At 49.0% G+C, this 25,501-nt stretch carries 27 protein-coding genes and 4 tRNA genes; 26 read left to right on the top strand and 5 right to left on the bottom strand.

Going from position 1 to position 25,501, the window contains the following annotated elements; all coding sequences use genetic code 11:
- Window positions 1–47: 47 nt before the first annotated feature.
- The 6 genes from orn (at window position 48) to HMPREF2871_RS08485 (ending at window position 4,859) form a co-directional block, all read left to right on the top strand.
- Window positions 48–605 (top strand): oligoribonuclease, encoded by a 558-nt coding sequence (gene orn, locus HMPREF2871_RS08460; protein ID WP_070629759.1) that lies wholly within the window; start codon window positions 48–50, stop codon window positions 603–605.
- A 63-nt stretch (window positions 606–668) separates the two neighbouring features.
- On the top strand, window positions 669–1,091 hold the full coding sequence (queD, locus tag HMPREF2871_RS08465) for a 6-carboxytetrahydropterin synthase QueD (RefSeq protein WP_004520403.1): 423 nt from the start codon (window positions 669–671) through the stop codon (window positions 1,089–1,091).
- A gap of 74 nt (window positions 1,092–1,165) precedes the next feature.
- Window positions 1,166–1,537, top strand: a complete 372-nt coding sequence (locus HMPREF2871_RS08470) for a DUF1304 domain-containing protein (protein ID WP_004520404.1) — start codon at window positions 1,166–1,168, stop codon at window positions 1,535–1,537.
- A 107-nt stretch (window positions 1,538–1,644) separates the two neighbouring features.
- On the top strand, window positions 1,645–2,280 hold the full coding sequence (locus tag HMPREF2871_RS08475; protein WP_049343538.1) for a 7-carboxy-7-deazaguanine synthase QueE: 636 nt from the start codon (window positions 1,645–1,647) through the stop codon (window positions 2,278–2,280).
- A 332-nt stretch (window positions 2,281–2,612) separates the two neighbouring features.
- Entirely contained in the window at window positions 2,613–4,199 is a 1,587-nt protein-coding gene (locus tag HMPREF2871_RS08480; protein WP_049343536.1) for an L-lactate permease, read from the top strand.
- 297 nt (window positions 4,200–4,496) lie between these two features.
- Window positions 4,497–4,859 (top strand): ACP-like domain-containing protein, encoded by a 363-nt coding sequence (locus HMPREF2871_RS08485; protein WP_003748906.1) that lies wholly within the window; start codon window positions 4,497–4,499, stop codon window positions 4,857–4,859.
- Window positions 4,860–4,996: 137 nt separating this feature from the next.
- On the opposite strand, the gene dnaN is transcribed toward HMPREF2871_RS08485, so the two are convergent.
- Together dnaN and dnaA are read right to left on the bottom strand one after the other, a co-directional pair.
- On the bottom strand, window positions 4,997–6,100 hold the full coding sequence (dnaN, locus tag HMPREF2871_RS08490; protein WP_004520410.1) for a DNA polymerase III subunit beta: 1,104 nt from the start codon (window positions 6,098–6,100) through the stop codon (window positions 4,997–4,999).
- 106 nt (window positions 6,101–6,206) lie between these two features.
- Window positions 6,207–7,775 carry a chromosomal replication initiator protein DnaA gene (gene dnaA, locus HMPREF2871_RS08495; RefSeq protein WP_049343534.1) on the bottom strand — a complete coding sequence of 523 codons (1,569 nt, stop codon included), beginning with the start codon at window positions 7,773–7,775 and terminating at the stop codon, window positions 6,207–6,209.
- A gap of 319 nt (window positions 7,776–8,094) precedes the next feature.
- Here dnaA and rpmH point away from each other — a divergent pair, with 319 nt between their 5' ends.
- The 4 genes from rpmH to yidC all read left to right on the top strand — a co-directional run bounded on the left by rpmH (window position 8,095) and on the right by yidC (window position 10,556).
- Entirely contained in the window at window positions 8,095–8,229 is a 135-nt protein-coding gene (gene rpmH / locus HMPREF2871_RS08500; protein WP_002214728.1) for a 50S ribosomal protein L34, read from the top strand.
- 2 nt (window positions 8,230–8,231) lie between these two features.
- Window positions 8,232–8,570, top strand: coding sequence for a ribonuclease P protein component (gene rnpA, locus HMPREF2871_RS08505; RefSeq protein ID WP_049343532.1), 339 nt, complete (start codon window positions 8,232–8,234; stop codon window positions 8,568–8,570).
- Entirely contained in the window at window positions 8,570–8,791 is a 222-nt protein-coding gene (gene yidD, locus HMPREF2871_RS08510; protein ID WP_003682178.1) for a membrane protein insertion efficiency factor YidD, read from the top strand. Before rnpA ends, yidD begins: the two co-directional genes overlap by 1 nt.
- 118 nt (window positions 8,792–8,909) lie before the next feature.
- Window positions 8,910–10,556: a membrane protein insertase YidC gene (gene yidC, locus HMPREF2871_RS08515; RefSeq protein ID WP_049336372.1), complete on the top strand. Its 1,647-nt coding sequence runs from the start codon at window positions 8,910–8,912 to the stop codon at window positions 10,554–10,556.
- Between the two features lie 94 nt (window positions 10,557–10,650).
- On the opposite strand, the gene HMPREF2871_RS08520 is transcribed toward yidC, so the two are convergent.
- Both HMPREF2871_RS08520 and HMPREF2871_RS08525 read right to left on the bottom strand, forming a co-directional pair.
- Window positions 10,651–11,361 (bottom strand): SAM-dependent methyltransferase, encoded by a 711-nt coding sequence (locus tag HMPREF2871_RS08520; protein ID WP_049336370.1) that lies wholly within the window; start codon window positions 11,359–11,361, stop codon window positions 10,651–10,653.
- Window positions 11,362–11,415: 54 nt separating this feature from the next.
- Complete coding sequence (locus HMPREF2871_RS08525; protein WP_049343562.1) at window positions 11,416–12,006, bottom strand: Maf family protein; 591 nt, start codon at window positions 12,004–12,006, stop codon at window positions 11,416–11,418.
- 55 nt (window positions 12,007–12,061) lie between these two features.
- Here HMPREF2871_RS08525 and HMPREF2871_RS08530 point away from each other — a divergent pair, with 55 nt between their 5' ends.
- The 16 genes from HMPREF2871_RS08530 (at window position 12,062) to HMPREF2871_RS08605 (ending at window position 23,785) form a co-directional block, all read left to right on the top strand.
- Window positions 12,062–12,565, top strand: coding sequence for a YceD family protein (locus HMPREF2871_RS08530; RefSeq protein WP_049336368.1), 504 nt, complete (start codon window positions 12,062–12,064; stop codon window positions 12,563–12,565).
- A 33-nt stretch (window positions 12,566–12,598) separates the two neighbouring features.
- Window positions 12,599–12,778, top strand: a complete 180-nt coding sequence (gene rpmF / locus HMPREF2871_RS08535) for a 50S ribosomal protein L32 (RefSeq protein WP_002240035.1) — start codon at window positions 12,599–12,601, stop codon at window positions 12,776–12,778.
- Between the two features lie 92 nt (window positions 12,779–12,870).
- Window positions 12,871–13,395 carry a phosphoribosyltransferase gene (locus HMPREF2871_RS08540; RefSeq protein ID WP_049332638.1) on the top strand — a complete coding sequence of 175 codons (525 nt, stop codon included), beginning with the start codon at window positions 12,871–12,873 and terminating at the stop codon, window positions 13,393–13,395.
- 122 nt (window positions 13,396–13,517) lie between these two features.
- Window positions 13,518–14,588, top strand: a complete 1,071-nt coding sequence (plsX, locus tag HMPREF2871_RS08545; protein ID WP_049336419.1) for a phosphate acyltransferase PlsX — start codon at window positions 13,518–13,520, stop codon at window positions 14,586–14,588.
- 152 nt (window positions 14,589–14,740) lie between these two features.
- Window positions 14,741–15,703 (top strand): beta-ketoacyl-ACP synthase III, encoded by a 963-nt coding sequence (locus HMPREF2871_RS08550; protein ID WP_049336364.1) that lies wholly within the window; start codon window positions 14,741–14,743, stop codon window positions 15,701–15,703.
- A gap of 51 nt (window positions 15,704–15,754) precedes the next feature.
- Window positions 15,755–15,958: a DUF1294 domain-containing protein gene (locus HMPREF2871_RS12140; protein WP_224783389.1), complete on the top strand. Its 204-nt coding sequence runs from the start codon at window positions 15,755–15,757 to the stop codon at window positions 15,956–15,958.
- Window positions 15,959–16,111: 153 nt separating this feature from the next.
- Window positions 16,112–17,038 (top strand): ACP S-malonyltransferase, encoded by a 927-nt coding sequence (fabD, locus tag HMPREF2871_RS08560; RefSeq protein ID WP_070625182.1) that lies wholly within the window; start codon window positions 16,112–16,114, stop codon window positions 17,036–17,038.
- 73 nt (window positions 17,039–17,111) lie between these two features.
- Entirely contained in the window at window positions 17,112–18,113 is a 1,002-nt protein-coding gene (locus tag HMPREF2871_RS08565; protein ID WP_049343528.1) for a WaaS/CpsH family glycosyltransferase, read from the top strand.
- A gap of 55 nt (window positions 18,114–18,168) precedes the next feature.
- On the top strand, window positions 18,169–19,239 hold the full coding sequence (locus HMPREF2871_RS08570) for a WaaS/CpsH family glycosyltransferase (protein ID WP_049336417.1): 1,071 nt from the start codon (window positions 18,169–18,171) through the stop codon (window positions 19,237–19,239).
- Window positions 19,232–20,269 (top strand): glycosyltransferase family 8 protein, encoded by a 1,038-nt coding sequence (locus tag HMPREF2871_RS08575; RefSeq protein ID WP_049336358.1) that lies wholly within the window; start codon window positions 19,232–19,234, stop codon window positions 20,267–20,269. Before HMPREF2871_RS08570 ends, HMPREF2871_RS08575 begins: the two co-directional genes overlap by 8 nt.
- A 44-nt stretch (window positions 20,270–20,313) precedes the next feature.
- Entirely contained in the window at window positions 20,314–21,060 is a 747-nt protein-coding gene (fabG, locus tag HMPREF2871_RS08580; RefSeq protein WP_049336356.1) for a 3-oxoacyl-ACP reductase FabG, read from the top strand.
- 264 nt (window positions 21,061–21,324) lie between these two features.
- The gene (locus HMPREF2871_RS08585) at window positions 21,325–23,307 is read left to right on the top strand and encodes a monovalent cation:proton antiporter family protein (RefSeq protein ID WP_049336355.1); all 1,983 of its coding nucleotides are present in this window, start codon (window positions 21,325–21,327) and stop codon (window positions 23,305–23,307) included.
- A 69-nt stretch (window positions 23,308–23,376) separates the two neighbouring features.
- Window positions 23,377–23,452, top strand: a tRNA-Val gene (locus tag HMPREF2871_RS08590).
- Window positions 23,453–23,484: 32 nt separating this feature from the next.
- A tRNA-Asp gene (locus HMPREF2871_RS08595) sits at window positions 23,485–23,561 on the top strand.
- Between the two features lie 39 nt (window positions 23,562–23,600).
- Window positions 23,601–23,676: transfer RNA gene (locus HMPREF2871_RS08600), tRNA-Val, on the top strand.
- 32 nt (window positions 23,677–23,708) lie between these two features.
- A tRNA-Asp gene (locus HMPREF2871_RS08605) sits at window positions 23,709–23,785 on the top strand.
- A 287-nt stretch (window positions 23,786–24,072) separates the two neighbouring features.
- On the opposite strand, the gene dacB is transcribed toward HMPREF2871_RS08605, so the two are convergent.
- The gene (gene dacB, locus HMPREF2871_RS08610; RefSeq protein ID WP_049336968.1) at window positions 24,073–25,485 is read right to left on the bottom strand and encodes a D-alanyl-D-alanine carboxypeptidase/D-alanyl-D-alanine endopeptidase; all 1,413 of its coding nucleotides are present in this window, start codon (window positions 25,483–25,485) and stop codon (window positions 24,073–24,075) included.
- Window positions 25,486–25,501: the final 16 nt, after the last annotated feature.

Genomic DNA, 25,501 nt, shown 5'->3' on the forward strand with positions numbered 1-25,501 from the left:
CTTTATCCTTTATAATACTGCCAACTGAAAACACAAGGCCGTCTGAAATGACCCAAAACGCAAACAATCTCTGCTGGCTCGATATGGAAATGACCGGCCTCAACCCGGAACACGACCGCATTATCGAAGTCGCCATGATCATTACCGATTCCGATTTGAACGTACTGGCGCAATCGGACGTTTACGTTATCCATCAAAGCGACGAGTTGCTCGACGGCATGGATGAGTGGAACACCGCCACCCACGGCCGTACCGGCCTGACCCAACGCGTGCGCGAATCCAGTCTAACCGAAGCCGAAGTCGAGCAAAACCTGTTGGACTTCATGTCCGCATGGATACCCGAAAAATCCACGCCCATGTGTGGCAACTCCATCCATCAAGACCGCCGCTTCATGGTTAAATACATGCCGCGCTTAGAAGCCTATTTCCACTACCGCAACTTGGACGTATCCACGCTGAAAGAATTGGCCAAACGCTGGAATCCGGCCGTCGCCAAAAGCGTGGTCAAACGCGGTTCGCACAAGGCATTGGACGACATCCTCGAAAGCATCGAAGAAATGCGCCATTATCGCGAGCATTTCCTCAAACTCCCTTCCGAACAATAATCCCAAGGTCGTCTGAAACAGGTTTTACACCGTTCAGACGGCCTCATCAGCTTCCCTCATCTCATGAAAATCACCAAAATTTTTACCTTCGATTCCTCGCACATGCTCGACGGGCATGACGGCAAATGCCAAAACCTGCACGGCCACACCTACAAACTCGAAATCACTGTCTCCGCGCCCGTTATCCAAGGCGGCGCAAAAGACGGCATGGTGATGGACTTTACCGACCTGAAATCCATCGTCAAACAACACATCAACGACCCGTTCGACCATGCCTTCATCTATCACGGCAACAACGAACGCGAAAGCCAAATCGCCGCGCTTTTGGAAGGCTGGAACATGAAAACCCTGCGCCTGCCCTGCCGCACCACCGCCGAAAACATGAGCGTAGAAATGTATGGCCGTCTGAAAAACGCCGGTGTCAAAGTGTGCAGCGTGAAACTATGGGAAACGCCGACCTCGTATGCGGAATATGAAGGGGAATAAACCGGCATTTTGTATTTTTTCAGACGGCCTGTTCCCCCAACATATCCATACGCTAAACATCAAAAGGAATCTTCATGAAAATCATCTCCACCCTCCTCGTCCTTTTCGTCGCTGTCGAACACTTCTACATCGCCTGGCTCGAAATGACGCAAATCCCAAGCGAAAAAGCGTCAGAGCTGTTCAACATGCCTTACGAATTTATGGAACAAAAACGCGTACAAACCCTGTTTTCCAACCAAGGCCTGTACAACGGCTTCCTCGCCATCGGCTTGGTATGGGCGCGCTTTGCCGCACCCGACAACGCGGTTTACGGCGCGACCATCCTGTTCCTCGGCTTCGTCCTCATCGCCGCCGCATGGGGCGCGTTTTCATCCGGCAACAAAAGCATTTTGCTCAAACAAGGCTTGCCGGCATTTTTGGCCGCAGCAGCCGTCATTGCCGCTTAAGCACACCCAGCCATTCTTTCCTATTGAACTGACAGAAAGAATGGCTGCCTCAACCGATTTCTCAAAACGCTTCACCACAACGATTCAATCCCACACACCCGACATTCATGACCATTCACATCACGCCGAACAATCCCCAATACCGCATTGTCGAAATCTTTGAAAGCCTGCAAGGCGAAGGCTGGAATACAGGCATGCCCGCCGTTTTCATCCGTTTGGGCAAATGCAATCTCGCGTGCAGCTGGTGCGATACCGACTACCTTAAATTCGGCATGATGAGCCTGTCCGATATTTTAGGCCGTCTGAAAACCTACACGGCGCGCAACATCATCATTACCGGCGGCGAACCTACCATCCAACCGCATTTGGATACCCTGCTCAATGCACTCAAAGCCGAAGGCTATTTTCTGTGTATCGAAACCAACGGCCTCAACCCCGCGCCGCCGCAAATCGACTACGTTGCCACCAGTCCCAAAGCCTGTTACGCCGCTAAATACGAAAAAAGTTGCATCGAGAAAGCAGACGAAGTGCGCATTGTCGCCGACGGTGATGTCATTTCGTTTTGCCAAGAGATGGAACGCAAAATCCGCGCCCGACATTACTATCTTTCCCCCTGCGAACAAGACGGCGCAATGAATATCTACGACACCATCCGCCAAATCGGCGTGTTAAACAGCCGAGCCGACGCCCCCGTCCATTGGCAACTGAGCGTACAAACGCATAAATGGGCAGGAATAGAATAATTCGTTTGAAATCAATTAAAAACAAAACCTTTACAAAATATTTAATGTAAATACCATTCCATATTCGACCAAATGCACTACTGGCAATGCTCTCAGGCTGTCTGAAAACCCTATTTCAGACGGCCTTTTTTATTACAAACCCCTTGACCGATTACATAAGATTACGTAAAGTGTGCAACAGTTTTCATAAATTGGTAAAACCAATTTACCTGATAACTGATTGCATCTAAAAAGGTGGCAATCCTTATTCGAAAAACATCTATTACTCAACACATCGCATCAAACCGCCATTGATTGACGGTTATGATGCCCGTTGCCCCGAGGATAATCCCATGGCTCTCTTTCTCAGTATTTTTCCCATCGTGCTGCTGATCTGGCTGATGGTTAAGAAAAACAGTATGCCGTCCTACGTCGCGCTGCCGATTACCGCCGCGCTGATTTATGCCATCAAACTGTTTTATTTCGGCGACAACGCCATGTTGCTCAACGCAACAGCCGCGTCCGGCCTCGTCTCTACCCTGACCCCGATTACCGTGATTTTCGGTGCCATTATGTTCAACCGCATGATGGAAACCACCGGCTGTATCGACGTCATCCGCAAATGGCTGGCCACCATCAGCCCGAACCCGATTGCCCAATTGATGATCATCGGCTGGTCTTTCGCCTTTATGATTGAAGGCGCGTCCGGTTTCGGTACGCCTGCCGCCATTGCCGCGCCAATCCTGATGAGCTTGGGCTTCAACCCGTTAAAAGTAGCCATCTTCGCTTTGGTGATGAACTCCGTACCTGTTTCCTTCGGTGCAGTAGGTACTCCGACTTGGTTCGGCTTTGCGCCTTTGGGCTTGGATCAAAAGAGCATTATGGAAATCGGTATGCAAACCGGCGTCATGCACTTCTTTGCTGGTTTCATCATCCCCGTCATCGGCTTGAGCTTCATCGTACCTTGGGCTGAAATCCGTAAAAACCTGGGCTTTATCGGTATCGCCGTATTCTCCTGTACCCTTCCTTACGTTGCATTGGCGATGGTCAATGAAGAATTCCCATCTCTGGTTGCCGGCGCAATCGGCCTGATGGTGTCCGTATTCGCAGCAAACCGCGGCTGGGGCTTGAGCAAAGATTACGCCAAAGACCCGAATGCAGAAAAAGTACCTTTCGCACAAGTTGCCAAAGCACTGGCTCCTTTGGGTATGCTGATCGGCATGCTGGTGGTAACCCGTATCAAACAGTTGGGCATCAAAGGCCTGCTGACCAGTAAAGAAGAATGGTTCAGCTTCCAACTGCCGTTTGACTTATCCAAAATTACCGTCAGCGACTCCCTGACCATTACCTTCGGCAACATCTTCGGCCAAGGCGTGAACGCTTCCTACCAAACCCTCTACGTTCCGGCTTGGATTCCGTTTGTCTTCACCGTTTGGATCTGCATCCTGCTGTACCAAACCAAATTCAAAGATGCATGGTCTTTCTACGCGGCAACCTTCAACCAAACCAAAAAACCTCTGCTTGCCCTGATGGGTGCGCTGATTATGGTTCAGCTGATGATGGTTGGCGGCGATGACTCCATGGTGAAAATCATCGGTAAAGAGTTTGCCGCGATGGCAGGCGAACACTGGGTGTACTTCTCCCCTTACCTTGGCGCAATCGGTGCATTCTTCTCCGGTTCCAACACTGTATCCAACCTGACTTTTGGTCCGATTCAACAACAAATCGCGCTTGATACCGGCCTGTCCGTTACCCTCATCCTCGCCCTGCAATCCGTCGGCGGCGCAATGGGTAACATGGTCTGCATCAACAACATCATCGCCGTATGCAGCGTGTTGAACGTGAACAACGCCGAAGGTGCCATCATCAAGAAAACTGTCATCCCAATGACCATCTACGGCATCATCGCCGTGACTGTGGCTGCAATTTTCTTTTTGTAAACCGCTTCATATCAAAGGCCGTCTGAATATTCAGACGGCCTTTTTTGTATTCTTTCGCTATATTTCTTAAAGAATCATTAATGTATATATTCCGCAACAACCCACATAACTACTTTGCAACACCAAATTACAAACAACTTTCTATTAATAAACAATCGGGTAATCATAAGTAAACACTGTTTTGCAATTTACCTAATTGCCACTACCGACAAAACGCCTAAAATACGCTTCATCTGCAAACGGAAACCCTTTCTCACTTTGCAAGATAACACACAACCCTCATATGGAGCTTAGATCATGAAATTACTTTCTGTTATCACTGCAGCCGCATTGGCTACTGTTTCCTTCTCTGCTGCCGCTGCACCTGCCGGCTTCGTTTCTTACCGTTGTGACGGTGGCAAATCACTAAACGTGATGTACGGCTTTGACCGTAGCGGCCGTGCAGTTACTGCTGACGTAAACGCCGGTGGCAAAAAAGCCTCTTTGGTTGTCGACAAAAAACGTTCTGACAGCACTGGCACTACTTTCACCAACCGTCGCGGCTATGTAATGTCTGCCGGTTTCATCGACAAAAACACCCACACTACTTCTGAAGTAGTTGGCGTGAACGCCCCTAACGGCTCATTCCTGGTGAAAAACTGCGAACCACGTCCACGTTAATCCCAGTCTTCCTATTTAGCCGAATCATCCCGGTTTGATAGAAAGGCCGTCTGAAAAACAATTTTCAGACGGCCTTTTGATTCAAGCCTATAAAAAAGAGCGTGTACCCTACACGCTCTTTTTGTTTGTTTTCCGAATCAAATACGCATCGGCATTACGATGTATTTGAAGTTCGGATTGTTTGGCACGGTAAACAGCGTTGAACGGTTAGCATCGCCGAAAGCAAGCTGCATATCGTCGGAGTGGATGTTACGCAACACGTCCATCAAGTAGCCGATGTTGAAACCGACTTCCAGTTCTCCGCCTTGGTAAGCGATTTCCAGCTCTTCGCGCGCTTCTTCCTGCTCGTTGTTGCTACATACGACACTCAGCAAACCAGGCTGCAGAAACAGTCGTGCGCCGCGGAATTTTTCATTGGCAAGAATGGCGGCACGTTCAAGCGCACCCAAAAGCTGGGTACGGGACACGAGGAAAATCTTGTCGTTATCCAAAGGAATCACGCGGTTAAAGTCAGGGAACTTGCCGTCGATGACTTTGCTGACAATAGTCGTGCCATTGCATTGGAAGCGTACTTGATTGTCCAAAAGCTCAACGGTGATGGACTCGGACGGATTGTTCAACAGCTTGAAGAGCTCCAATACCGTTTTGCGCGGCAGGATCACTTCCGTTTTCGGCAGTTCTGCCTCAATTTGGCTGGCCGCATAAGCAAGGCGGTGGCCGTCGGTTGCAACAAGGCGCAATTGGTTTCCTTCAACCTGCATCAGCAAGCCGTTGAGGTAATAGCGGATATCTTGAACCGCCATGCTGTATTGCACTTGCGAAAGCATGGTTTTGAAGGTTTCTTGAGTCAGCGAGAAAGTCGCGCTGACGTCGCTGCCGACGTTCATCAACGGAAAGTCTTCAGCAGGCAGGGTTTGCAGGGCAAAACGGGATTTGCCCGCGCGCAAAGTCAAACGGTTGTCCGCCCAATCCAGTGACACCAACGCACTGTCAGGCAGGGCGCGCAAAATGTCTTGGAATTTTTTAGCGTTGGTCGTAATGCGGAAATCGCCTGCCTGACTTTCAGGGCCGGCGGTATTGATTTGGATTTCCAAGTCGGTTGCCAAAAGTTTGGTTTGTCCGTCTTTGCTTTCCAGCAACACATTGGACAAAATCGGCAGAGTATGGCGACGTTCGACAATACCGGTAACGGCTTGCAACGGCTTGAGCAGACTGTCGCGATCGGCTTGTAAAATCAGCATGTTCCATTCCTTTGAATTTGAAATCGGTTGATTTGGGTATTTTAAAATATTTTTTGTATTCAGACGGCCTCACATTGACATCAGGCCGTCTGAATATTGCATTGGGTCAGTTCTGAATCAAAATCAGCAGTTTTTCGTAGTCTTGTGCCAATTCGGGATCTTCTTCACGCAGTTTCGCCACCGCTTTGACACCGTGCATCACGGTCGTGTGGTCGCGGCCGCCAAAGGCATCGCCGATAGAAGGCAGGCTGAGCGTGGTCAGCTCTTTGGTCAGGCTCATGGCAACTTGGCGCGGACGGGCAATGTTGCGCGTACGTTTTTTGCCTAATATATCGCTGATTTTAATACGGTAGTATTTGGCTGTCGCATCGATGATGATGTCTGCGGTAATGACTTTGTGTTTTTCGGCAATAATATCCTGTAAAGCCGTACGCGCCAAATCCATGTCGATGACAGGACGATTCATAAAACGGCTGCTGGCGCTGACACGGTTGAACGCACCTTCCAGCTCACGCACATTGGAGCGGATCAGATTGGCGATAAACAGAGCGGCTTCGTCTTCGATACTGATACCGGCTGCTTCTGCCTTTTTCTGCAAAATCGCCACGCGCATTTCCAATTCGGGCGGTTCAAGTTCCAACGTCAAACCCCATGAGAAACGGGATTTGAGACGGTCGTCCATGCCCTCGATTTTGGCAGGCAATACGTCGCACGTCAGAATCAGCTGTTTTTTCTCGTTGTGGAAATGGTTGTACAGATAGAAGAATTCTTCCATCGTGCGGTCTTTGCCTTTGATGAACTGAATATCGTCGATAATCAGCAGGTCATATTGTTTGTATTGTTGCTTGAATACATCGTAAGTATTGTTGCGCACAGCCTTCATAAAGCTGCGGATATAGTCGTCCGAGTGCATATAGCGCACTTTGGCATCAGGACGGTTTTTCAACAATTCGTTGCCGATGGCCTGCACCAAGTGGGTTTTACCCAAACCAGTACTGCCGTATAAGAAAAACGGGTTGTAGCCCTGCCCCGGATTTTCAGCAATCGCTTGGGCGGCTGCGGCGGCAAGGCGGTTGCCCTTACCTTCCACCAAAGTTTCAAATGTATAGTCGCGCGACAGATTGGTCTGTTCGTAGCGCGCTTCTTCCGCATCGTGTTGTGCGTCGGTTTTGGCTTTGGCAACTGCTTTAGACTCAGCCGGAGCGGCAGTTTGCACTTGAGGCTCATGCGGCAGGTTTTTCATGCGTTGTGCCAAAATCTCGGCAGCCGTCATGGCAGTGGCAGGCTTGGAAACCGTTTCAGACGGCCTATCTTCTTCCATTGGCGCAGCAGTTTGCAAAGGCATTTGAACAGGCTCTACAAATTCTTCAACTTCAATGACTTCTTGCACTTGCACCGGCGCAACAGTCTGAGCCGCCATTTCATAATGCGTACCTACGCCCGGCTTAAACGCGAAAGCAGCCTGCTGAGGCACCAATTCGGCACGCACGGCGTCAATTTTGGCGGCAAACTGGCTTTTGAGCATATTGCAGGCAAATTGGTTTTTACCATACACCACCCATACGCCGTTTTCTTCGCTCACGGTCAAAGGCGCAATCCATTGCGCAAACTGCCCGGCAGGCAACATTTCGTGAAGGCGGCAAAGGCACAGCGGCCAAAATTCAGCTAACGTCATGAGATTAAGCTCGGAAAATGGAAGATTTGGGAAATACAAGAAGGCAGAGCAGACAGGCAATCCGATAAAAATCAAATTCTTACGATACTCCCGCTGCTTTCAGACGGCCTTGCGCACAGAGAAAAGCAAGGTTGGGCGATTATACCCATTCTGCTCTTTTTTATCCACAACCGCCGCAAAATTTTATCCACAAATTCTATCAATGCATAAAACCCGTTGTCACACTTTGGCCAACGAAAAGTTTTTATATTGATTGACAAAAGCGGCAAATTGGAGTGTAATTCACGGTTTAATTATCTACCAATTTTTAGGAAACATCATGAAACGCACTTATCAACCTTCCGTTACCAAACGCAAACGCACCCACGGCTTCTTGGTTCGCTCCAAAACTCGTGGTGGTCGCGCAGTATTGGCTGCCCGTCGCGCCAAAGGCCGCAAACGCTTGGCTGTATAATTTTGAATTACGGCTTCTCAAAGCAGTATCGCTTATTAAAAACGGATGATTTTTCATCCGTTTTTGCGTTGAAAAACCGACGCAGCCGCGATTTGCTGCAAGTCTCCCAGTCCGCAGACAACGCGCTCGGCCATCCGCGCCTTGGTTTGGTCGTCAGCAAAAAGACCGCCAAACGCGCCCATGACCGCAATTATATGAAGCGCGTCATCCGCGACTGGTTCAGGCTGAATCAACACCAGCTGCCGCCGCATGATTTTGTTGTGCGCGTGCGTCAGGCGTTTAATCGGGAAACTGCCCCGGAAGCTCGAAACCAACTTGCCCAGCTGATGAAAAAACGCTGATGAATACCCTGCTTTCCAAGCTCCTCCTTGCACTCATCCGCTTTTACCAATACTGCATCAGCCCCCTCATTCCGCCGCGCTGCCGCTATACCCCGACCTGTTCACAATACGCAGTCGAAGCCGTCAAAAAATACGGCGCATTCAAAGGCGGATGGCTGGCAATCAAACGCATCGCACGATGCCATCCTTTCGGCGGACACGGACATGACCCTGTTCCATAATGCTGCTGTCAACCATTTAAAGAACACGATTTCCTTTAATTTCCCGTCGGTTTCTATATAATGCCGTCTGAAGCAGTTTTCATCTCGATTACCTATCCGTCAATTCCAGGAATCTCTTATGGATTTTAAAAGACTAATGGCGTTTTTTGCCATTTCAGTGGCAATTTTTGCCGGCTGGGAACATTTTTTCCCCAGCCCCAAACCTAATCCGGCGCAACAAGCCGCGCAACAGCAAACGGCCGCTGCTCCGGCAAAAGCCGCTGCCGAAGCCGCGCTTGCTCCAGCCACCCCCATTACCGTTACCACAGACACGGTCAAAGCCGTCATCGATGAAAAAAGCGGCGATCTGCGCCAGCTGACCCTCTTGCAATACAAAGCAACCGGTGACGAACACAAACCTTTCGTCCTGTTTAACGACGGCAAGGAATACACCTACGTTGCCCAATCCGAGCTTTTGGACGCACAAGGTAACAACGTACTAAAAGGCATCAGCTTTACCGCTCCGCAAAAACAATACAGTTTGGAAGGCGACAAAGTTGAAGTCCGCCTGAGCGCACCTGAAACCAACGGCCTGAAAATCGACAAAGTTTATACTTTTACCAAAGGCAGCTACTTGGTTAACGTCCGTTTCGACATTACCAACAGCAAAGGCCAACCCGTCAACCTGAGCGCAGACTACCGCATCGTCCGCGACCACAGCGAACCTGAAGGCCAAGGCTACTTTACCCGCTCTTACGTCGGCCCGGTGGTTTACACCCCTGAAGGCGGCTTCCAAAAAGTCAGCTTCTCTGATTTGGACGACGATGCCAAATCCGGCAAATCCGAAGCCGAATACATCCGCAAAATGCCGACCGGCTGGCTCGGCATGATTGAACACCATTTCATGTCCACTTGGATTTTGCAGCCTAAAGACGGCCAAAGCGTTTGCGCCGCAGGCGACTGCCGTATCGACATCAAACGTCGCAACGACAACCTGTACAGCGCAAGCGTCAGCGTGCCTTTAGCCGCCATTCAAGCCGGCGCGAAAGCCGAAACCGCCATCAACCTGTATGCCGGTCCGCAAACCACTTCCGTTATCGCCAACATCGCCGACAAACTGCAACTGGCCAAAGACTACGGCAAAGTACACTGGTTCGCCTCCCCGCTCTTCTGGCTCTTGAACCAACTGCACAACATCATCGGCAACTGGGGCTGGGCAATCATCGTTTTGACCATCATCGTCAAAGCCGTGCTGTACCCGTTGACCAACGCCTCTTACCGCTCTATGGCAAAAATGCGTGCCGCTGCACCTAAATTGCAAGCTATCAAAGAGAAATACGGCGATGACCGCATGGCGCAACAACAAGCCATGATGCAGCTTTACAAAGACGAGAAAATCAATCCGCTGGGCGGCTGTCTGCCTATGCTGTTGCAAATCCCCGTCTTCATCGGTCTGTACTGGGCATTGTTCGCCTCCGTAGAATTGCGTCAAGCGCCTTGGTTGGGTTGGATTACCGACTTGAGCCGTCCGGATCCTTTCTACATCCTGCCTTTGATTATGGCGGCGACCATGTTTGCACAAACTTATCTGAATCCGCCGTCAACCGACCCTATGCAGGCGAAAATGATGAAAGTCATGCCTTTGATTTTCTCCATCATGTTCTTCTTCTTCCCTGCCGGTTTGGTTCTGTACTGGGTAGTCAACAACCTCTTGACCATCGCCCAACAATGGCACATCAACCGCAGCATCGAAAAACAACGCGCCCAAGGCGAAGTCGTTTCTTGATAAAAGCTTAGGCAACATAAAGGCCGTCTGTTGTTCAGACGGCCTTTTTTATTTCCTCAAACAAATACAGTTTGAGATTGAACCCAATCCAGTTTTAAGCGGCATGAAGCACAAAAATCGTCGGGCGTTTTTTCAAATTCGGCATTTCTTTTCTTTTCCGCCACTGCGCAATCGTTTGGCTGATGATTTCCTGTGTCGGTAAGGTTAAGTCCGTGGCCACGCATAATCGCGTTTCAGGATGCAGGTTTTCCACCGCATCAGCCAACAACGCATCGTTGCGATACGGCGTTTCGATAAACAGCTGCGTTTCATTCTGCTGGCGCGAACGTTGTTCCAAAGCCTTCAAACACTGAATCCGCTCATTTTTTTCAGACGGCAAATAACCCTTAAACGCAAAGTTCTGACCATTCGCACCCGAAGCCATCAGCGCCAGCAACAAACTGGACGGCCCGACCAAAGGTCGTACTTCAAAACCGTGTTTATGCGCCAACGCCACCAAATTCGCGCCCGGGTCGGCAACAGCCGGGCAACCTGCCTCACTGACAATACCCATACTGCGCCCTTCTTGCAAAGGTTTCAGCAATTCCGGCAAAGTCTTCAAATCCGTGTGTTCATTCAGCGTTTGCAGATTCAGCTCGCGGATAGGCGTAGTTACGCCCAAATGTTTCAAATGCGCGCGCGCTGTTTTTTCCGCTTCTACGACAAAATCCGTCAGCCCGACAATCGCCTGTTGTTCATGCGGCAACAGGCATGGCGTATCAGGCGCACCCAAAGGGGTAGGAATCAAATACAAAATCGGTTTCATTCTTGCAACTCCAAAAAATCTCAGGCCGTCTGAACACATTCAGACGGCCTCAAACTATAAAACTTCCACACCTTCGTTTTTCAAAAAATCAATCAGACGGAAAATCGGAAGGCCGATCAAAGCATTCGGGTCCGTACTTTCAATCCGCTCCAACAAAGCGGCGCCCAAACCCTCGCTTTTCGCCGCACCGGCGCAATAAACTGCATCCGGCTCGCGTTCCAAATATCGGCTGATTTGTTCCTGCGACAACTGGCGCATGGCAACCACCGTATGATCGACATGATGCTGAACCTTGCCCGTAGCAGTATTCAAAAGCACGATTGCGCTGTAAAATTCAATCCGTTTTCCGCTTAAGTTTTCCAGCATCTGTTGTGCATTTGCGACGTTCATCGGCTTACCCAATTGACGTCCTTCGCACCATGCCACTTGGTCTGCACCGATAATCAGCGCGGCAGGAAAAGCTGCCGCCAATGAACGGGCTTTGCCTTCCGCCAAACGCAGCGCCGTTTCGCCTGCATGTTCGCCCGCAATAGGCGTTTCGTCAAAATCAGGCGATGCCGTCTGAAAATCGATACCCAAACGGCGAAGCTGTCCGTAGCGGAAAACCGAACTCGACCCTAAAACCAAAGGCAGTTTTACTTCCATATTTTTACTTAAAAACATTGACGTTAGACTGCCAAAATTATATCATACTCCGTTTATGTCATACCCTAATTTGATTGACCCAGAAGTTTTCGCCGCCGAAGGGCAGAATCTGCAAGGCAGCTTCCTGCTCGAAGAATTGGATGAACGAGTCAGTTCGCACGATTATCCGGCCGACAAACAGACACGCGTGTCGTTTACGCTGCAAGGCGGTCGCGACCGGCTGCAACGTCTGTTTCTCGATTTAAACGTCAAAGCCGACATGCCCCTGATTTGCCAGCGTTGCATTACGCCCATGCCGTTTCTACTCGATGAAACCAGCCGTATCGTCCTGTTTGCCGATGAAGAGAGTTTGGACGAAGCCATGCTTACCGATGAAGAATTGGAAGGCATGCTGCTCGAAAAAGAGCTTGACGTGCGGACTCTGGTTGAAGACCAAATCCTGATGTCGCTCCCTTTCTCCCCTCGACACGAAGACTGCGGCAACAATGGAACACTGGACGAAGTCAATCGGGACAAACCAAACCCCTTCGCTGTTTTAGCAGGTTTGAAAAGCAGTTAATTAGGACACAGTTTATTTATCTAGGAGCTTGAAATGGCCGTTCAACAAAACAAAAAATCCCCTTCTAAACGCGGTATGCACCGTTCACACGACGCTCTGACTGCGCCTTCTCTGTCTGTTGACAGCGCAACCGGCGAAGTGCATCGTCCACACCACATTTCTCCAAACGGTATGTACCGTGGCCGTAAAGTGGTAAAAGCTAAAGGCGAATAATCCGTTCGTCTGACTGAAAAAGCCAGAATATTGCCATGCAATGACTGGCTTTTTTGCATTGCACCCTGTATTTTCCTCTTCGGAAGCACACCATGAAACGTAAAATCTGGTACACCTACGACGACATCCACCGCGTAATCAAAGGATTGGCGGAAAAAATCCAAAACTCCGGCACCAAATACGATGCCATGATTGCCATTGGCGGCGGCGGTTTTATCCCTGCCCGCATGTTGCGCTGCTTCTTGGAAATTCCGATTTACGCCGTCACCACAGCCTACTACGACAACGATCACGAAGGTCAAGTGACCGAGGAAGTGAAAAAAGTCCAATGGCTCGATCCCGTTCCCGATGTACTGAAAGGCAAAAACGTACTGGTTGTTGACGAAGTGGACGACAGCCGCGTTACCATGGAATTCTGCCTGAACGAATTGTTGAAAGAAGATTTCGGCACTATCGGCGTGGCAGTATTGCATGAAAAAATCAAAGCCAAAGTTGGCAAGATTCCCGAAGGCATCCCTTATTTCAGCGGCATCACCGTTGAAGACTGGTGGATCAACTATCCTTGGGACGCGCTGGACATCGACGAACACAACAAATTGGCCGCGCAAAACCAATAAATCTGGTACGACCATCGCAACAAGCCTTTTCATCTGATTTTCCATTTAATCTCCTGAAAATCGGATGAGTGTGCTTTTCCGATTGTTTGATGCCGTCTGAAACACACAAACCGGAGAACAACATGATTACACTGGCCGTAGATGCCATGGGCGGAGATGCAGGCCTTGCGATTACCGTCCCCGGTGCAGTGGATTTCCTGAAACAGCAATCCGACGTACATCTGATTATGGTCGGAGATGAAGCAGCAGTCCGCCAAGCATTAAGCTCGGCAGGCGCACCTATGGACCGCATTACTGTCTGCCATGCAGCGCAAGTCGTCGAAATGGATGAAGCACCGCAATCTGCGCTGAAAAATAAAAAAGAATCATCCATGCGCATCGCCATCAACCAAGTTAAAGAAGGCAACGCGCAAGCTGCCGTATCGGCAGGCAATACCGGCGCACTGATGGCGACCGCCCGATTCGTCCTCAAAACCATTCCCGGCATTGAGCGCCCTGCTATCGCCAAATTCCTGCCTTCCGACAGCGAACACGTTACTCTGGCTTTGGATTTGGGAGCTAACGTCGACTGTACGCCCGAACAACTGGTTCAATTTGCCATCATCGGCAGCGAGCTGGTACACGCGCTACACCCCGAAAAAGGTAGCCCGCGCGTCGCCCTCTTGAACGTCGGTACAGAAGACATCAAAGGTACGGATGCCGTCAAACAAACCTTTAAACTGTTGAGCAGCAGCAAACTCAACTTTATCGGCAATATCGAAAGCAACAGCGTTTTGTATGGCGAAGCCGATGTCGTTGTCGCAGACGGGTTTGTCGGCAACGTTATGCTCAAAACCATCGAAGGCGCGGTTAAATTCATGAGCGGCGCCATCCGTCGTGAATTCAAAAGCACCCTGTTCAACAAACTTGCCGCCATTGCCGCCCTGCCCGCACTCAAAGGTTTGAAAGGCAAACTGGATCCGCGCAAATTTAACGGCGCCATCCTGCTTGGTTTACGCGGTATTGTGATTAAGAGCCACGGTGGAACCGACGAAGTCGGCTTCCGTTATGCTTTGGAAGAAGCCTACCACGAAGCCAAATCCGCCGGCCTCGCTAAAATCGAACAAGGCGTAGCCACCCAGTTGGCTGCTTTGGAAGCCGCCAAAGCAGCAGCCGAACTGGAAGAAACCGCTACTCCAGCAACGGAAGCTTAAGGCTGATATACACAGGCCGTCTGAAACTCCAAAAAGTTCAGACGGCCTGTTTTTATCTTTAATCACCGACTTCATTCTTAATATTGGGAATTTTCCCATTTTCGCTTACAATACCCGACTATCTGAATCAACTCTCTAAAAAGGCCGTTCTCATGCAATATGCCAAAATTTCCGGTACAGGCAGCTACCTTCCTGCCAACCGCGTCAGCAATGACGACCTTGCCAAAAAAGTGGACACTTCCGACGAGTGGATTACCACGCGTACAGGTATCAAATTTCGCCATATTGCAGACGACAGCGAAAAAACCAGCGATTTGGCCGCCGAGTCAGCGCGCCGCGCCTTGGCAGATGCCGGTTTGCAGGCTGACGATATCGACCTGATTATCGTCGCCACAGCTACCCCCGATATGCAGTTCCCTTCTACGGCAACCATCGTGCAGCAAAAATTGGGCATTGCCAACGGCTGCCCTGCCTTTGACGTACAAGCCGTGTGCGCCGGTTTTATGTATGCCCTGACCACTGCCAATGCCTACATCAAAAGTGGCATGGCGAAAAACGCTTTGGTTATCGGCGCTGAAACCTTCAGCCGCATCGTCGATTGGAACGACCGCACCACCTGCGTCCTCTTTGGTGACGGTGCGGGCGCGGTTGTCTTAAGTGCATCTGACGAACCGGGCATTATCCATAGCAAACTCAAAGCCGACGGCAACTACCTCAACCTTTTGAACGTCCCGGGACAAATTGCCAACGGCCAGATTTGCGGTTCGCCCTACATCAGCATGGACGGCCCCGGCGTATTCAAGTTTGCCGTCAAAATGCTGTCCAAAATCGCAGATGACGTTATCGAAGAAGCCGGTTATACCACCAATCAAATCGATTGGCTTGTGCCGCACCAAGCCAATAAGCGCATTATCGACTCTACCGCCAAACACTTGGGCTTGAGCATGGACAAAGTGATCCTGACCGTCCAAGACCACGGCAACACGTCCGCTGCCTCTATTCCGCTGGCACTGGATGTCGGTATTAAAAACGGCCAAATCAAACGCGGACAAAACCTCTTGCTCGAAGGCATCGGCGGCGGTTTTGCCTGGGGTGCGGTCTTAGTAAAATACTAACGGTTGGGCCGTCTGAACATCCCTTTCAGACAGCCTATTCTGCTAAAACCCATGAAATCCCTAACGTTTGCACTCTGCATCAGCAGCCTGTTTTTAAGCATAACGGCTATAATATTGCCCAAACTGGCAATCGCCTATCTCGCACTGAGTGCATACGTTTTCCTGCTTTACTACCTAGACAAACAGCGCGCACGCAACCACGGCAGACGCATACCCGAAGCAAAATTGCACCTGCTCAATCTGCTTGGCGGCTGACCGGGCGGTTATTGCAGCAGCCTCGCATTCCGGCATAAAACCAGCAAACTCAGTTTTGTCCGCACCTTCCGACTGACCGCCGCAACCAATACTGTCGCCACCCTCCTTCTGCTGGCGGACACCCTCAAACATTCAAACCAATAAGGAATTACCATGTCTTTCGCATTCTTCTTTCCCGGACAAGGCTCACAAAGCCTAGGCATGATGAACGGCTTTGCCGAGCAAGCCATCGTTAAAGCCACATTTGACGAAGCTTCCGCCGTATTGGGTCAAGACCTGTGGGCAATGATTAACGGCGAAGATGCCGAATTAATCGGACAAACCGTCAACACCCAGCCCATCATGCTGGCTGCCGGCGTTGCCACCTACCGCGCCTACTTGGAAGCCGGCGGTAAAATCCCTTCCGTCGTTGCAGGCCACAGTCTCGGCGAATACACCGCCCTCGTCGCTGCCGGCGCATTGGATTTCGCAGACGCGGTCAAACTGGTTCGTCTGCGCGCCGAACTTATGCAATCTGCCGTACCGCAAGGCGTAGGCGCAATGGCCGCTATTTTGGGTTTGGAAGACGATCAAGTAAAAGCCATTTGTGCCGAAGCTGCACAAGGCAAAGTCGTTGAAGCCGTCAACTTCAACTCCCCAGGCCAAGTCGTGATTGCCGGCAATACAGCCGCAGTCGAACGCGCCATGGCTGCCGCCAAAGAAGCCGGAGCCAAACGCGCCCTGCCGCTGCCTGTTTCCGTTCCCTCACATTGCAGCCTCATGAAGCCTGCAGCGGAAAAACTTGCCGAAGCACTGAAAGACATCACCATCAAACAACCGCAAATCCGCGTCATTCATAACGCCGATGTTGCCTCTTATGATGATGCTGACAAAATCAAAGATGCCTTGGTACGCCAACTGTACAGCCCGGTACGCTGGACAGAAACCGTCAACGCACTTGTCTCCGAAGGCATCACTGAATCCGCCGAATGCGGCCCCGGCAAAGTCCTCGCAGGCCTCGCCAAACGCATCAATAAAGAAGCCGCGTGCAGCGCATTGACCAATGCCGATCAAGTGACTGCATTTATCGAAGCCCACTAAAACGTTTTCAGACGGCCTTATCCTGTCAGGCAAGGCCGTCTGAAAAATCAGCTCACTCCAATCCGAATACATTATGAAAAAAAACATTATTCTTGCCGTTCCCTACATGTACGGACTGGATCAATGTATCGAAAAAAATCTGCGTTTTCTTGGTTTTGATGTCATTAACCTGTGCTATGACGACCGAGATTCCTATTATCCGAACTTGGGCAGCAGACTCAAAAATCTCTACCACAAACACATCACCAAAGACGGCAACTATAAAAAATACCTCAAATACAGCCGCCACCTCGACGACATTCAACAAAAACTGGCCTTGTTAAATGGTAAAAAAGCCGATTATGCGCTCTGTATCCGTGCCAATATTTACCCCAAAGAAATCATCGCCACCATCCGCGAACACAGCAATGTTTGTGTGAATTATCAATGGGATGGCGTAGGTCGTTTTCCAGATATTATTGAATATTTGGATTATTTTGACCAATGCTGGGTTTTCGATCCCGACGATATTCAAAAATATCCACAATGCCGTTTCAAAGCCACCACCAATTTTTACTTTGACTTTCCCGTGGCAGAATATGCACCTACCAACAAACTCTACTTTTTAGGCGGCTACGAACTTAGACGCGAAGAACAAACCAAACGCTTTATCCAAGAAACCGAACGCCTCAACCTACCCTTGGATTTTCATATCTACTGTAAAGACGATAGGGCTGAAAAAGCCTTCGGACACAACGGCATCCGCTATCTTGACCGCAGCAGCATCCTCAGCTTTGAAGAAAACCTCAGCCAAGTACAAAGTTGCGGTGCGGTTGTCGATTTTGCACAATTCGAACATTACGGCTTATCATTCCGTATCTTCGATGCGTTGCGTTTCGATAAAAAACTGATCACCACCAACAAACATATCTTGGAGACCGACCTATACCACCCGGACCGTGTGTTCGTATGGGACGGCAGTAATTTAGACGCATTGCCTGAATTCTTGGCGCGCCCGTATCAGCAACCTGACCCTGAAATCAAAGCCTATTATTCGTTTACACAATGGCTAAACCGCCTGCTCGGCATTGATTAACCCTATTGCCTACGGCAGATACTTCTGCCTGACAAAATATTACATCGAATACATTATGAGTAAGAAAAAAGTCATTCTCGCCATGCCGGAACTCTTCAAAATCCACGAACTCATTATTGAGAACTTGGAGAAATGCGGATTTGAAGTGCTGTCCCTGACCTATGAAGAAAAAGAGTTCAAATACAAAAATGTATTTCAACGGCTGAAAAAAATCTGGTATCGAAATATTCTTGGACAAAAAGACTTCAAAAAACGGACCATGTTCCGCGCCGTAGAAGAACGCCTCAATACCCTGTTAAGCGAACATCCCGAACAAGCGGATTATTGCTTCATGATTTGGCTAGGCGCCTACCCGAAAGACTTCATCGCCAAGCTCAGAGCGCATTCAAAATTGATGGTGTACTACAACTGGGAAGCCCTGACCTTCTTAAAAGAAGACTTCGACAACATCGAATTTTTCGACAAATTTTACTTTTTCGATCCGTTTGACCAAGGCAAACACCCCGAATACGCCGAAAAACTCTTTCCAACCACCAGCTTCTACTTTGACAGCTTCAGGCCGTCTGAAAACCCGCAAAACAAAATCTTGTTTATCGGCTCGTACGCTGCCGACCGCAACAATGACATCCGTGCATTTTGCGAAGCTGCACGTTCAATCGGTTTAGAAATAGATTTCCGCTTGGCCAGTAAGAAAATTGAAGAAGAAAAAGCGGCTTTGGGCATTCCCGAGGTCGAGTTCTTCTCATTTGAAAACGCCCTCTCCTATCGTCAAAACTTAGAAGAAGCGGCCAAATCCTCCGTATTGGTAGATTTCCTCAACCGCAAGCACTACGGCCTCTCTTTGCGGATTTTCGAAGCGATTGGTTTGGACAAAAAACTGATTACGACCAATCCGACCATCGTACATTACGATTTTTATCACCCGAACAATATGTTCTACTGGAATGGAAGCAACCTTGACGAACTCAAAGCCTTCCTGACCTTGCCGTATGTACCGCTTGCCCCCGGCCTGAAGCACAAATACAGCTTCAGCAACTGGATCAGCTGCGCATTTGATATTGAACCGAATATCCCTATCGGATTGCCTGAAATCGATAGAGACGTTGTGGAGAATTTAAATGTTTGATAGAGAAAAATTAGTATTAGAAACTGCTCATATCCGCAAACGAGAATTCATTGAACAGCCGAGACATATTGTTTATGCAGCCGATCAAAACTATATCAAACACATCGGCACTGCGTTACTTTCTGTGCTGCAAAACAATACCAATCCAATACATTTTCATTTGTTAGTTAGTGGTTCAGAAGGTTATGATTTTAATATTTTCGATCAAATTGAAACATCAAATCAAAACTACGCAATAAGCGTTTACCATTTAAATACAGAATACTTTTCTACCCTGCAGACTACCCATTATTTTACTATCGCTATGTATTACCGTATGAGTATCCCTTGCTTATTAAAAGGTATTGCTCATACTGCGCTTTATTTAGATACTGATGTACTGTGCTTGGGCAACATTGATGATTTATTTGAAATCGACATTTCAAATTCTTTGATTGCTGCCGTACCTGATGCAATCTTATACAGAGCATATATAAAACAACTCAATCAATTTGGTTTTACAGATACTGAGCCTTATTTCAACTCTGGGGTCATTCTATTCAATATTGACAAATGGAATGATATGGCAATAGATAAAATTTTGTCTGAAAAAATGCAAGCCGTAGAAAAACAGAATTTTAAACTCTCCTGTCCAGACCAAGATATTTTGAATTTAGCCTGTATAGGTCATGTACACTGGCTTTCAGAAAACTTTAACTGGATACATTGGCATCAAAAATACAGTGAATTAATCGACAATCCCAACAATATCCGCTTAGTCCATTTTGTTGGTCATATCAAACCGTGGCATCAATTAGGCTTCCACCCTGCATATGATCAATATTTTAAGAATTCCCCATGGAATAACGGATATCTAGAACAACCTCTATCAACTTGGTTGCCCTTTCCAAATCCTAAAAGGAAATTTAGACAAGCAGCCAAACGGCTTTGGAAACAAGGACAAAAAAAGCAAGCATGGGCATACTACAGAGAATATTTATTACGAAGAATCAACAAACGACGGTATCAAGCACCCTCCCCAGGTAAATAAGGCCGTCTGAAACCATTTTTCCAATCGCAATTAAGGAATAAAACATGAGTACACAAGATTTAAGCGGCAAAATCGCTTTGGTAACCGGCGCATCGCGCGGTATTGGTGCGGCAATTGCCGATACTTTGGCTGCGGCCGGTGCAAAAGTTATCGGCACTGCCACTAGTGAGAGTGGCGCGGTTGCAATCGGCGAACGCTTGGCACAATGGGGTGGCGAAGGCCGTGCATTAAATTCTGCCGAACCTGAAACCATCGAAAATCTAATTGCCGACATCGAAAAAGAATTCGGCAAACTGGATATTCTGGTCAACAACGCCGGCATTACCCGCGACAACCTCCTAATGCGCATGAAAGAGGAAGAGTGGGACGACATCATGCAGGTCAACCTCAAATCTGTCTTCCGCGCCTCTAAAGCCGTATTGCGCGGCATGATGAAACAGCGTGCCGGCCGCATCATCAACATCACATCCGTTGTCGGCGTGATGGGCAATGCCGGCCAAACCAACTATGCAGCCGCAAAAGCAGGCTTAATCGGCTTCTCCAAATCTATGGCGCGTGAAGTCGGCAGCCGTGGCATTACCGTCAACTGCGTTGCCCCCGGCTTTATCGACACCGATATGACCCGCGCCCTACCGGAAGAAACCCGCAAAACCTTTGAAGCGCAAACTTCTTTGGGCAAATTCGGTGAAGCACAAGATATTGCCGATGCAGTCTTGTTCTTGGCTTCTGATCAGGCAAAATACATTACCGGTCAGACACTTCATGTCAACGGCGGCATGTTGATGCCTTAAACCATTTATTTAAAGGCCGTCTGAATATTTCAGACGGCCTTTTTTGTCAATCAAAACACTACTTTACATTCTATCTTGATATAATCTTAATAATCCGTTAGATAACGCTCGAAACAGTAAGTCCAAATAAGCATGATACGGGAAATCAAATCGCAGAAATGAAGTTCATTCTGTGCGTTTTTATTTGGGTTTGCTGTCGGTTTTCGACGTGTTTCAGACGGCCTATATAACAATAGCTACTCTTAACGAAAGGCCGCCCACTCTATGCACGAATTCTCCCTCGGACCCATTGTCATTGTCTTGTTGGTTTCCGTCATTACAGTTATCTGCTGTCGCAAGTTCAACATTCCTTCCATGCTCGGTTATCTTTTGGTCGGTTTTATTGCCGGTCCGGGTATGTTCAAACTGATTCCGCAAAGCCATGCCACCGACTATTTGGGCGAAATAGGCATTGTATTCTTGATGTTCAGCATCGGTCTCGAATTCTCCCTGCCCAAACTCAAAGCCATGCGCCGTCTCGTATTCGGCTTGGGCGGTTTGCAAGTCATCATTACCATGCTCTCGATTATGGGCATTTTGATGGCAATGGGCACGCCGTTTAACTGGGCGTTTGCCACTGCGGGCGCACTGACCATGTCGTCCACCGCCATCGTCAGCCGCATTCTGTCGGAGAAAACCGAGCTGGGTCAGCCACATGGACAAATGGCCATGGGTGTTTTGCTGATGCAAGATATTGCCGTGGTACCGCTGATGATTCTGATTCCGGCACTTGCTGGCGGCAGCGAAGGCAACTTGTGGGTAGAACTGGGCTTGGCCGGTTTGAAAATGTTGCTGACCTTGGGCATTTTGTTTGTTGTCGGCAGCCGTGTGATGTCGCGCTGGTTCAGACTGGTTGCCAAACGCAAATCGTCCGAACTCTTTATGATCAACGTTTTGCTGGTTACTTTGGGCGTGGCCTATCTGACGGAGCTTGAAGGCCTGTCTATGGCATTGGGCGCATTCGTTGCCGGTATGCTGCTTTCCGAAACCGAATACCGTATTCAGGTGGAAGACGACATCCGTCCATTCCGCGATATCCTGCTGGGCTTCTTCTTCATTACCGTCGGTATGAAGCTGGATATTCAGGCGCTGATCGGCAACTGGCAGCAAATCCTGATTTTGTTGGCAATCCTGTTGGTCTTGAAAGCACTGGTCGTCTTCATCATCGCTTTGCGCATGAAAAACCCTACGAGCGACAGCCTCAAGAGTGCGCTTTATTTGGCACAAGGCGGCGAGTTCGGTTTCGTGATGCTGGCTATTTCCAGCAAAATCAATATGGTTTCGCCCGAATTGGAACAAGCAGCCACTGCAGCCGTCTTGCTCTCCATGATTGCCGCACCATTCATTTTGGGCAGCAGCGATGCCATCGTCAGCCGCTTTGTTAAATCCGACTGGGACATGAAAGCCTTGGACTTGCACTCCATGCTGGTGGAAACCATGAGCAAATCCGAACACGTCCTAATTATCGGTTTCGGACGCGGCGGTCAATCGGTTGCCCGTGTATTGGCGCAAGAAGGCATCCCCTACTTTGCCCTTGACTTGGATATTGCCCGCGTACAAGTGGCACGCAACGCAGGCGAACCGGTTTCCTTTGGCGATGCCAAACGCCGTGAAGTCTTGGAAGCCGCCGGCTTGGGACGTGCCAAAATGGTGGTCATCACGCTGAACAATATGCATGAAACCCAACATGTTCTCGGCAACATCATGTCCATGCATCCGAGCATGCCGGTTTATGTTCGCGCCACCAATGACGATTACGTTAAAACCTTTACCGAAATGGGTGCTGAAGAAACCGTCTCCGATACCAAAGAAACCAGCCTGGTGCTGGCAAGCTATGCCATGTTGGGCCACGGCCTTTCCTACAACCATGTTTATCAAACCATAACCCACATCCGTCACAGCCGCTATGCATCTTTGCAAGACTTGTTTGTCGGCAGTGATGATGACAGCTTCTCCGACGAAGACAGCAAGGCCGTCTGCCGCCATGCCTTCCCATTGCAAGGCGAGGCACATGCCATCGGTAAAACCATCCGTGAATTGCCCTTGACCGCCCATCATCTGAAACTATTGTTTATCCGCCGCAATACCGGAAAAATCCAAGACCTTGACCCTGATTTCGTTCTGGAAACCGGCGACATTTTGGTTGTCGCAGGCAAACAGGAAGAAATTATTTCCTTTGAAAACTGGTGCTTGCAGGGAGACATCTAATTATCGGCAAATAAATCTTGCGCGCATCAGGATTTTTTGGTTTAATAACGTCTTCGCAATTTTGCGCATGGGTGATTAGCTCAGTTGGTAGAGCGTCTGCCTTACAAGCAGAATGTCGGCGGTTCGACTCCGTCATCACCCACCACTTTACTTTTCATTGTCCCTGACAATGGATGCGCGGTGGTAGCTCAGTTGGTTAGAGTACCGGCCTGTCACGCCGGGGGTCGCGGGTTCGAGCCCCGTCCGCCGCGCCATTATTTAAAAATACTGATTCTTCAGTATCTCCCTTTTTTGGGTGATTAGCTCAGTTGGTAGAGCGTCTGCCTTACAAGCAGAATGTCGGCGGTTCGACTCCGTCATCACCCACCAAGTTTCCTTTCATTGTCTTTGACAGTGGATGCGCGGTGGTAGCTCAGTTGGTTAGAGTACCGGCCTGTCACGCCGGGGGTCGCGGGTTCGAGCCCCGTCCGCCGCGCCATCAAGTTAAAAATAAAAAATACCGGTTTTTACCGGTATTTTTTTCGTCTGTACCTTATGCCTTTTCGTAAAAAGTCCGATTATTTAGACAAGAGAAGGTGGGAATAAAACTTAAAACATACGTCTTAAATACCGAAGATAAAACCATCTATCTCAAGCGGATTTACACCAAACGCTTATCCATTAAATCCCTAAATTATCCTTCAAAATAGACATAAATACTTGTCCTTCTTACACAAAGGCCGTCTGAAAACGTCAATACATTTTCAGACGGCCTTTTTTAGCTTATCAAGCCTGATACCTAATCATGCAGGAAGCCTTAGCATCAATCCAATGTTCGCCACCGGGCTGAACAATTTTAGACACCAGCTTATCCAAGTCGCGTAAATAATCGGTTGACTTTTGGCTGTTGATAATGACGACAACCAACAACGGCTTTTCGCCCAACCAATACCCAGCCAGTGCGCGGACATCTTTGAGTGTACCGGTTTTGAGGCGCAGGTTTTCACCGGGCTGTTTCAAGCGTGTTTTAAGCGTGCCGTCTTTACCGGCAATCGGCAGCGTACTGATAAACTCGTTTTTAAACGGGCTGAAGTAGGCTTTTTCCAACATTTGCGCCATCATTCGCGCATTGAGCCGTTCTACGCGGGACAGGCCTGAGCCGTTTTCCAACACCAGCCCTTCCGTATTGATACCGGCAACCGCCAGCTCACTTTTTACGATAGACGCGGCCTTGGCCTGCGCCTGCTTGTAATCAGATATATGTCCGGCAAATTTAAGGAAAACCGAACGGGCAATCAGATTATTGGAATGCTTGTTCATATCGGTGAGGATATCGGCAAGCGGTTTGGATTGATGACTCGCCAACACATGCGCGTCATGAGGCGCAGCACCTGTCGTCAGGCCGTCTGAAATCGTGCCGTCTTGTTGGCGCCATTGGTTGACAAAACTTTTGCCGACAAATTCTTTCATGCTATACATATTCAGATACAGCTCTTTGCCCAAGCAGCTTTCCGGCAGCTTGCCCGATACGGTCAGCGTATTGTTTTTATAGGAAGTCTTCATGTGGTTTTTTAAAACACTGCACTTCCCTTCTTTATTCTCAAGTGTCAATTTGTTTTGAATGTTCAGATTCGGAAGCGGCGGATTGGTACGGATGACCAAGCTTCCGTCTTCTTCTTTTTCAGCACGCAGTTCAACGGTTTTATACCCCAACATATTAGGATCGGGCGGCGTCATAAAGCTTTCGGCAGAATCGGAAGCAAAATCATCCGGATTCTTCACATCGCCCCACAGGCTGCGGTCGAGTATCAGATGTCCGTCAATATGGCGTATGCCCTTATCGCGCATCTGTTGCTGCATTTGCACCAGATCATGCTGGTCAAACACAGGATCGCCGCTCCCCACCCAATACACATTGCCTTTCAACGTATCGCCTTTGATTGGGCCGTTGGTTTTAAACTCAGTTTTCCAACGATAATCACCGCCCAACATACGAAACGCGGTAAACGCCGTTACCAGCTTCATGGTCGAAGCAGGATTGCGCAATTCATTGGCACGGTGTTCGGCAATCACGTTGCCGCTGTCCAATTCCTGCACATAAACAGAAATCTCATTTTCAGGAATACGCCCGAAATCCAAAGCCCATGACGGACAAACCGCCATCATCAGGCCGATTGATAAAATACATTTTAACTTCATTGTGTTACAAAATCTT

The organism is Neisseria sp. HMSC067G12 (genome assembly GCF_001812725.1).
Taxonomy (GTDB): domain Bacteria; phylum Pseudomonadota; class Gammaproteobacteria; order Burkholderiales; family Neisseriaceae; genus Neisseria; species Neisseria perflava.

Bases quoted from the DNA above. Each gene is read 5' to 3' on its own strand.
- queD (WP_004520403.1), top strand. From the start codon at position 669: ATGAAAATCACCAAAATTTTTACCTTCGATTCCTCGCACATGCTCGAC.
- dacB (WP_049336968.1), bottom strand. From the start codon at position 25,485: ATGAAGTTAAAATGTATTTTATCAATCGGCCTGATGATGGCGGTTTGT.
- dnaA (WP_049343534.1), bottom strand. From the start codon at position 7,775: ATGACGTTAGCTGAATTTTGGCCGCTGTGCCTTTGCCGCCTTCACGAA.
- rpmH (WP_002214728.1), top strand. From the start codon at position 8,095: ATGAAACGCACTTATCAACCTTCCGTTACCAAACGCAAACGCACCCAC.
- HMPREF2871_RS08520 (WP_049336370.1), bottom strand. From the start codon at position 11,361: ATGAAACCGATTTTGTATTTGATTCCTACCCCTTTGGGTGCGCCTGAT.
- HMPREF2871_RS08525 (WP_049343562.1), bottom strand. From the start codon at position 12,006: ATGGAAGTAAAACTGCCTTTGGTTTTAGGGTCGAGTTCGGTTTTCCGC.
- orn (WP_070629759.1), top strand. From the start codon at position 48: ATGACCCAAAACGCAAACAATCTCTGCTGGCTCGATATGGAAATGACC.
- HMPREF2871_RS08575 (WP_049336358.1), top strand. From the start codon at position 19,232: ATGTTTGATAGAGAAAAATTAGTATTAGAAACTGCTCATATCCGCAAA.
- yidC (WP_049336372.1), top strand. From the start codon at position 8,910: ATGGATTTTAAAAGACTAATGGCGTTTTTTGCCATTTCAGTGGCAATT.
- HMPREF2871_RS08550 (WP_049336364.1), top strand. From the start codon at position 14,741: ATGCAATATGCCAAAATTTCCGGTACAGGCAGCTACCTTCCTGCCAAC.
- rpmF (WP_002240035.1), top strand. From the start codon at position 12,599: ATGGCCGTTCAACAAAACAAAAAATCCCCTTCTAAACGCGGTATGCAC.
- plsX (WP_049336419.1), top strand. From the start codon at position 13,518: ATGATTACACTGGCCGTAGATGCCATGGGCGGAGATGCAGGCCTTGCG.
- fabG (WP_049336356.1), top strand. From the start codon at position 20,314: ATGAGTACACAAGATTTAAGCGGCAAAATCGCTTTGGTAACCGGCGCA.
- dnaN (WP_004520410.1), bottom strand. From the start codon at position 6,100: ATGCTGATTTTACAAGCCGATCGCGACAGTCTGCTCAAGCCGTTGCAA.
- HMPREF2871_RS08530 (WP_049336368.1), top strand. From the start codon at position 12,062: ATGTCATACCCTAATTTGATTGACCCAGAAGTTTTCGCCGCCGAAGGG.
- yidD (WP_003682178.1), top strand. From the start codon at position 8,570: ATGAATACCCTGCTTTCCAAGCTCCTCCTTGCACTCATCCGCTTTTAC.
- HMPREF2871_RS08480 (WP_049343536.1), top strand. From the start codon at position 2,613: ATGGCTCTCTTTCTCAGTATTTTTCCCATCGTGCTGCTGATCTGGCTG.
- HMPREF2871_RS08570 (WP_049336417.1), top strand. From the start codon at position 18,169: ATGAGTAAGAAAAAAGTCATTCTCGCCATGCCGGAACTCTTCAAAATC.
- HMPREF2871_RS08540 (WP_049332638.1), top strand. From the start codon at position 12,871: ATGAAACGTAAAATCTGGTACACCTACGACGACATCCACCGCGTAATC.
- fabD (WP_070625182.1), top strand. From the start codon at position 16,112: ATGTCTTTCGCATTCTTCTTTCCCGGACAAGGCTCACAAAGCCTAGGC.
- HMPREF2871_RS08585 (WP_049336355.1), top strand. From the start codon at position 21,325: ATGCACGAATTCTCCCTCGGACCCATTGTCATTGTCTTGTTGGTTTCC.
- HMPREF2871_RS08485 (WP_003748906.1), top strand. From the start codon at position 4,497: ATGAAATTACTTTCTGTTATCACTGCAGCCGCATTGGCTACTGTTTCC.
- HMPREF2871_RS08470 (WP_004520404.1), top strand. From the start codon at position 1,166: ATGAAAATCATCTCCACCCTCCTCGTCCTTTTCGTCGCTGTCGAACAC.
- HMPREF2871_RS08475 (WP_049343538.1), top strand. From the start codon at position 1,645: ATGACCATTCACATCACGCCGAACAATCCCCAATACCGCATTGTCGAA.
- HMPREF2871_RS12140 (WP_224783389.1), top strand. From the start codon at position 15,755: ATGAAATCCCTAACGTTTGCACTCTGCATCAGCAGCCTGTTTTTAAGC.
- HMPREF2871_RS08565 (WP_049343528.1), top strand. From the start codon at position 17,112: ATGAAAAAAAACATTATTCTTGCCGTTCCCTACATGTACGGACTGGAT.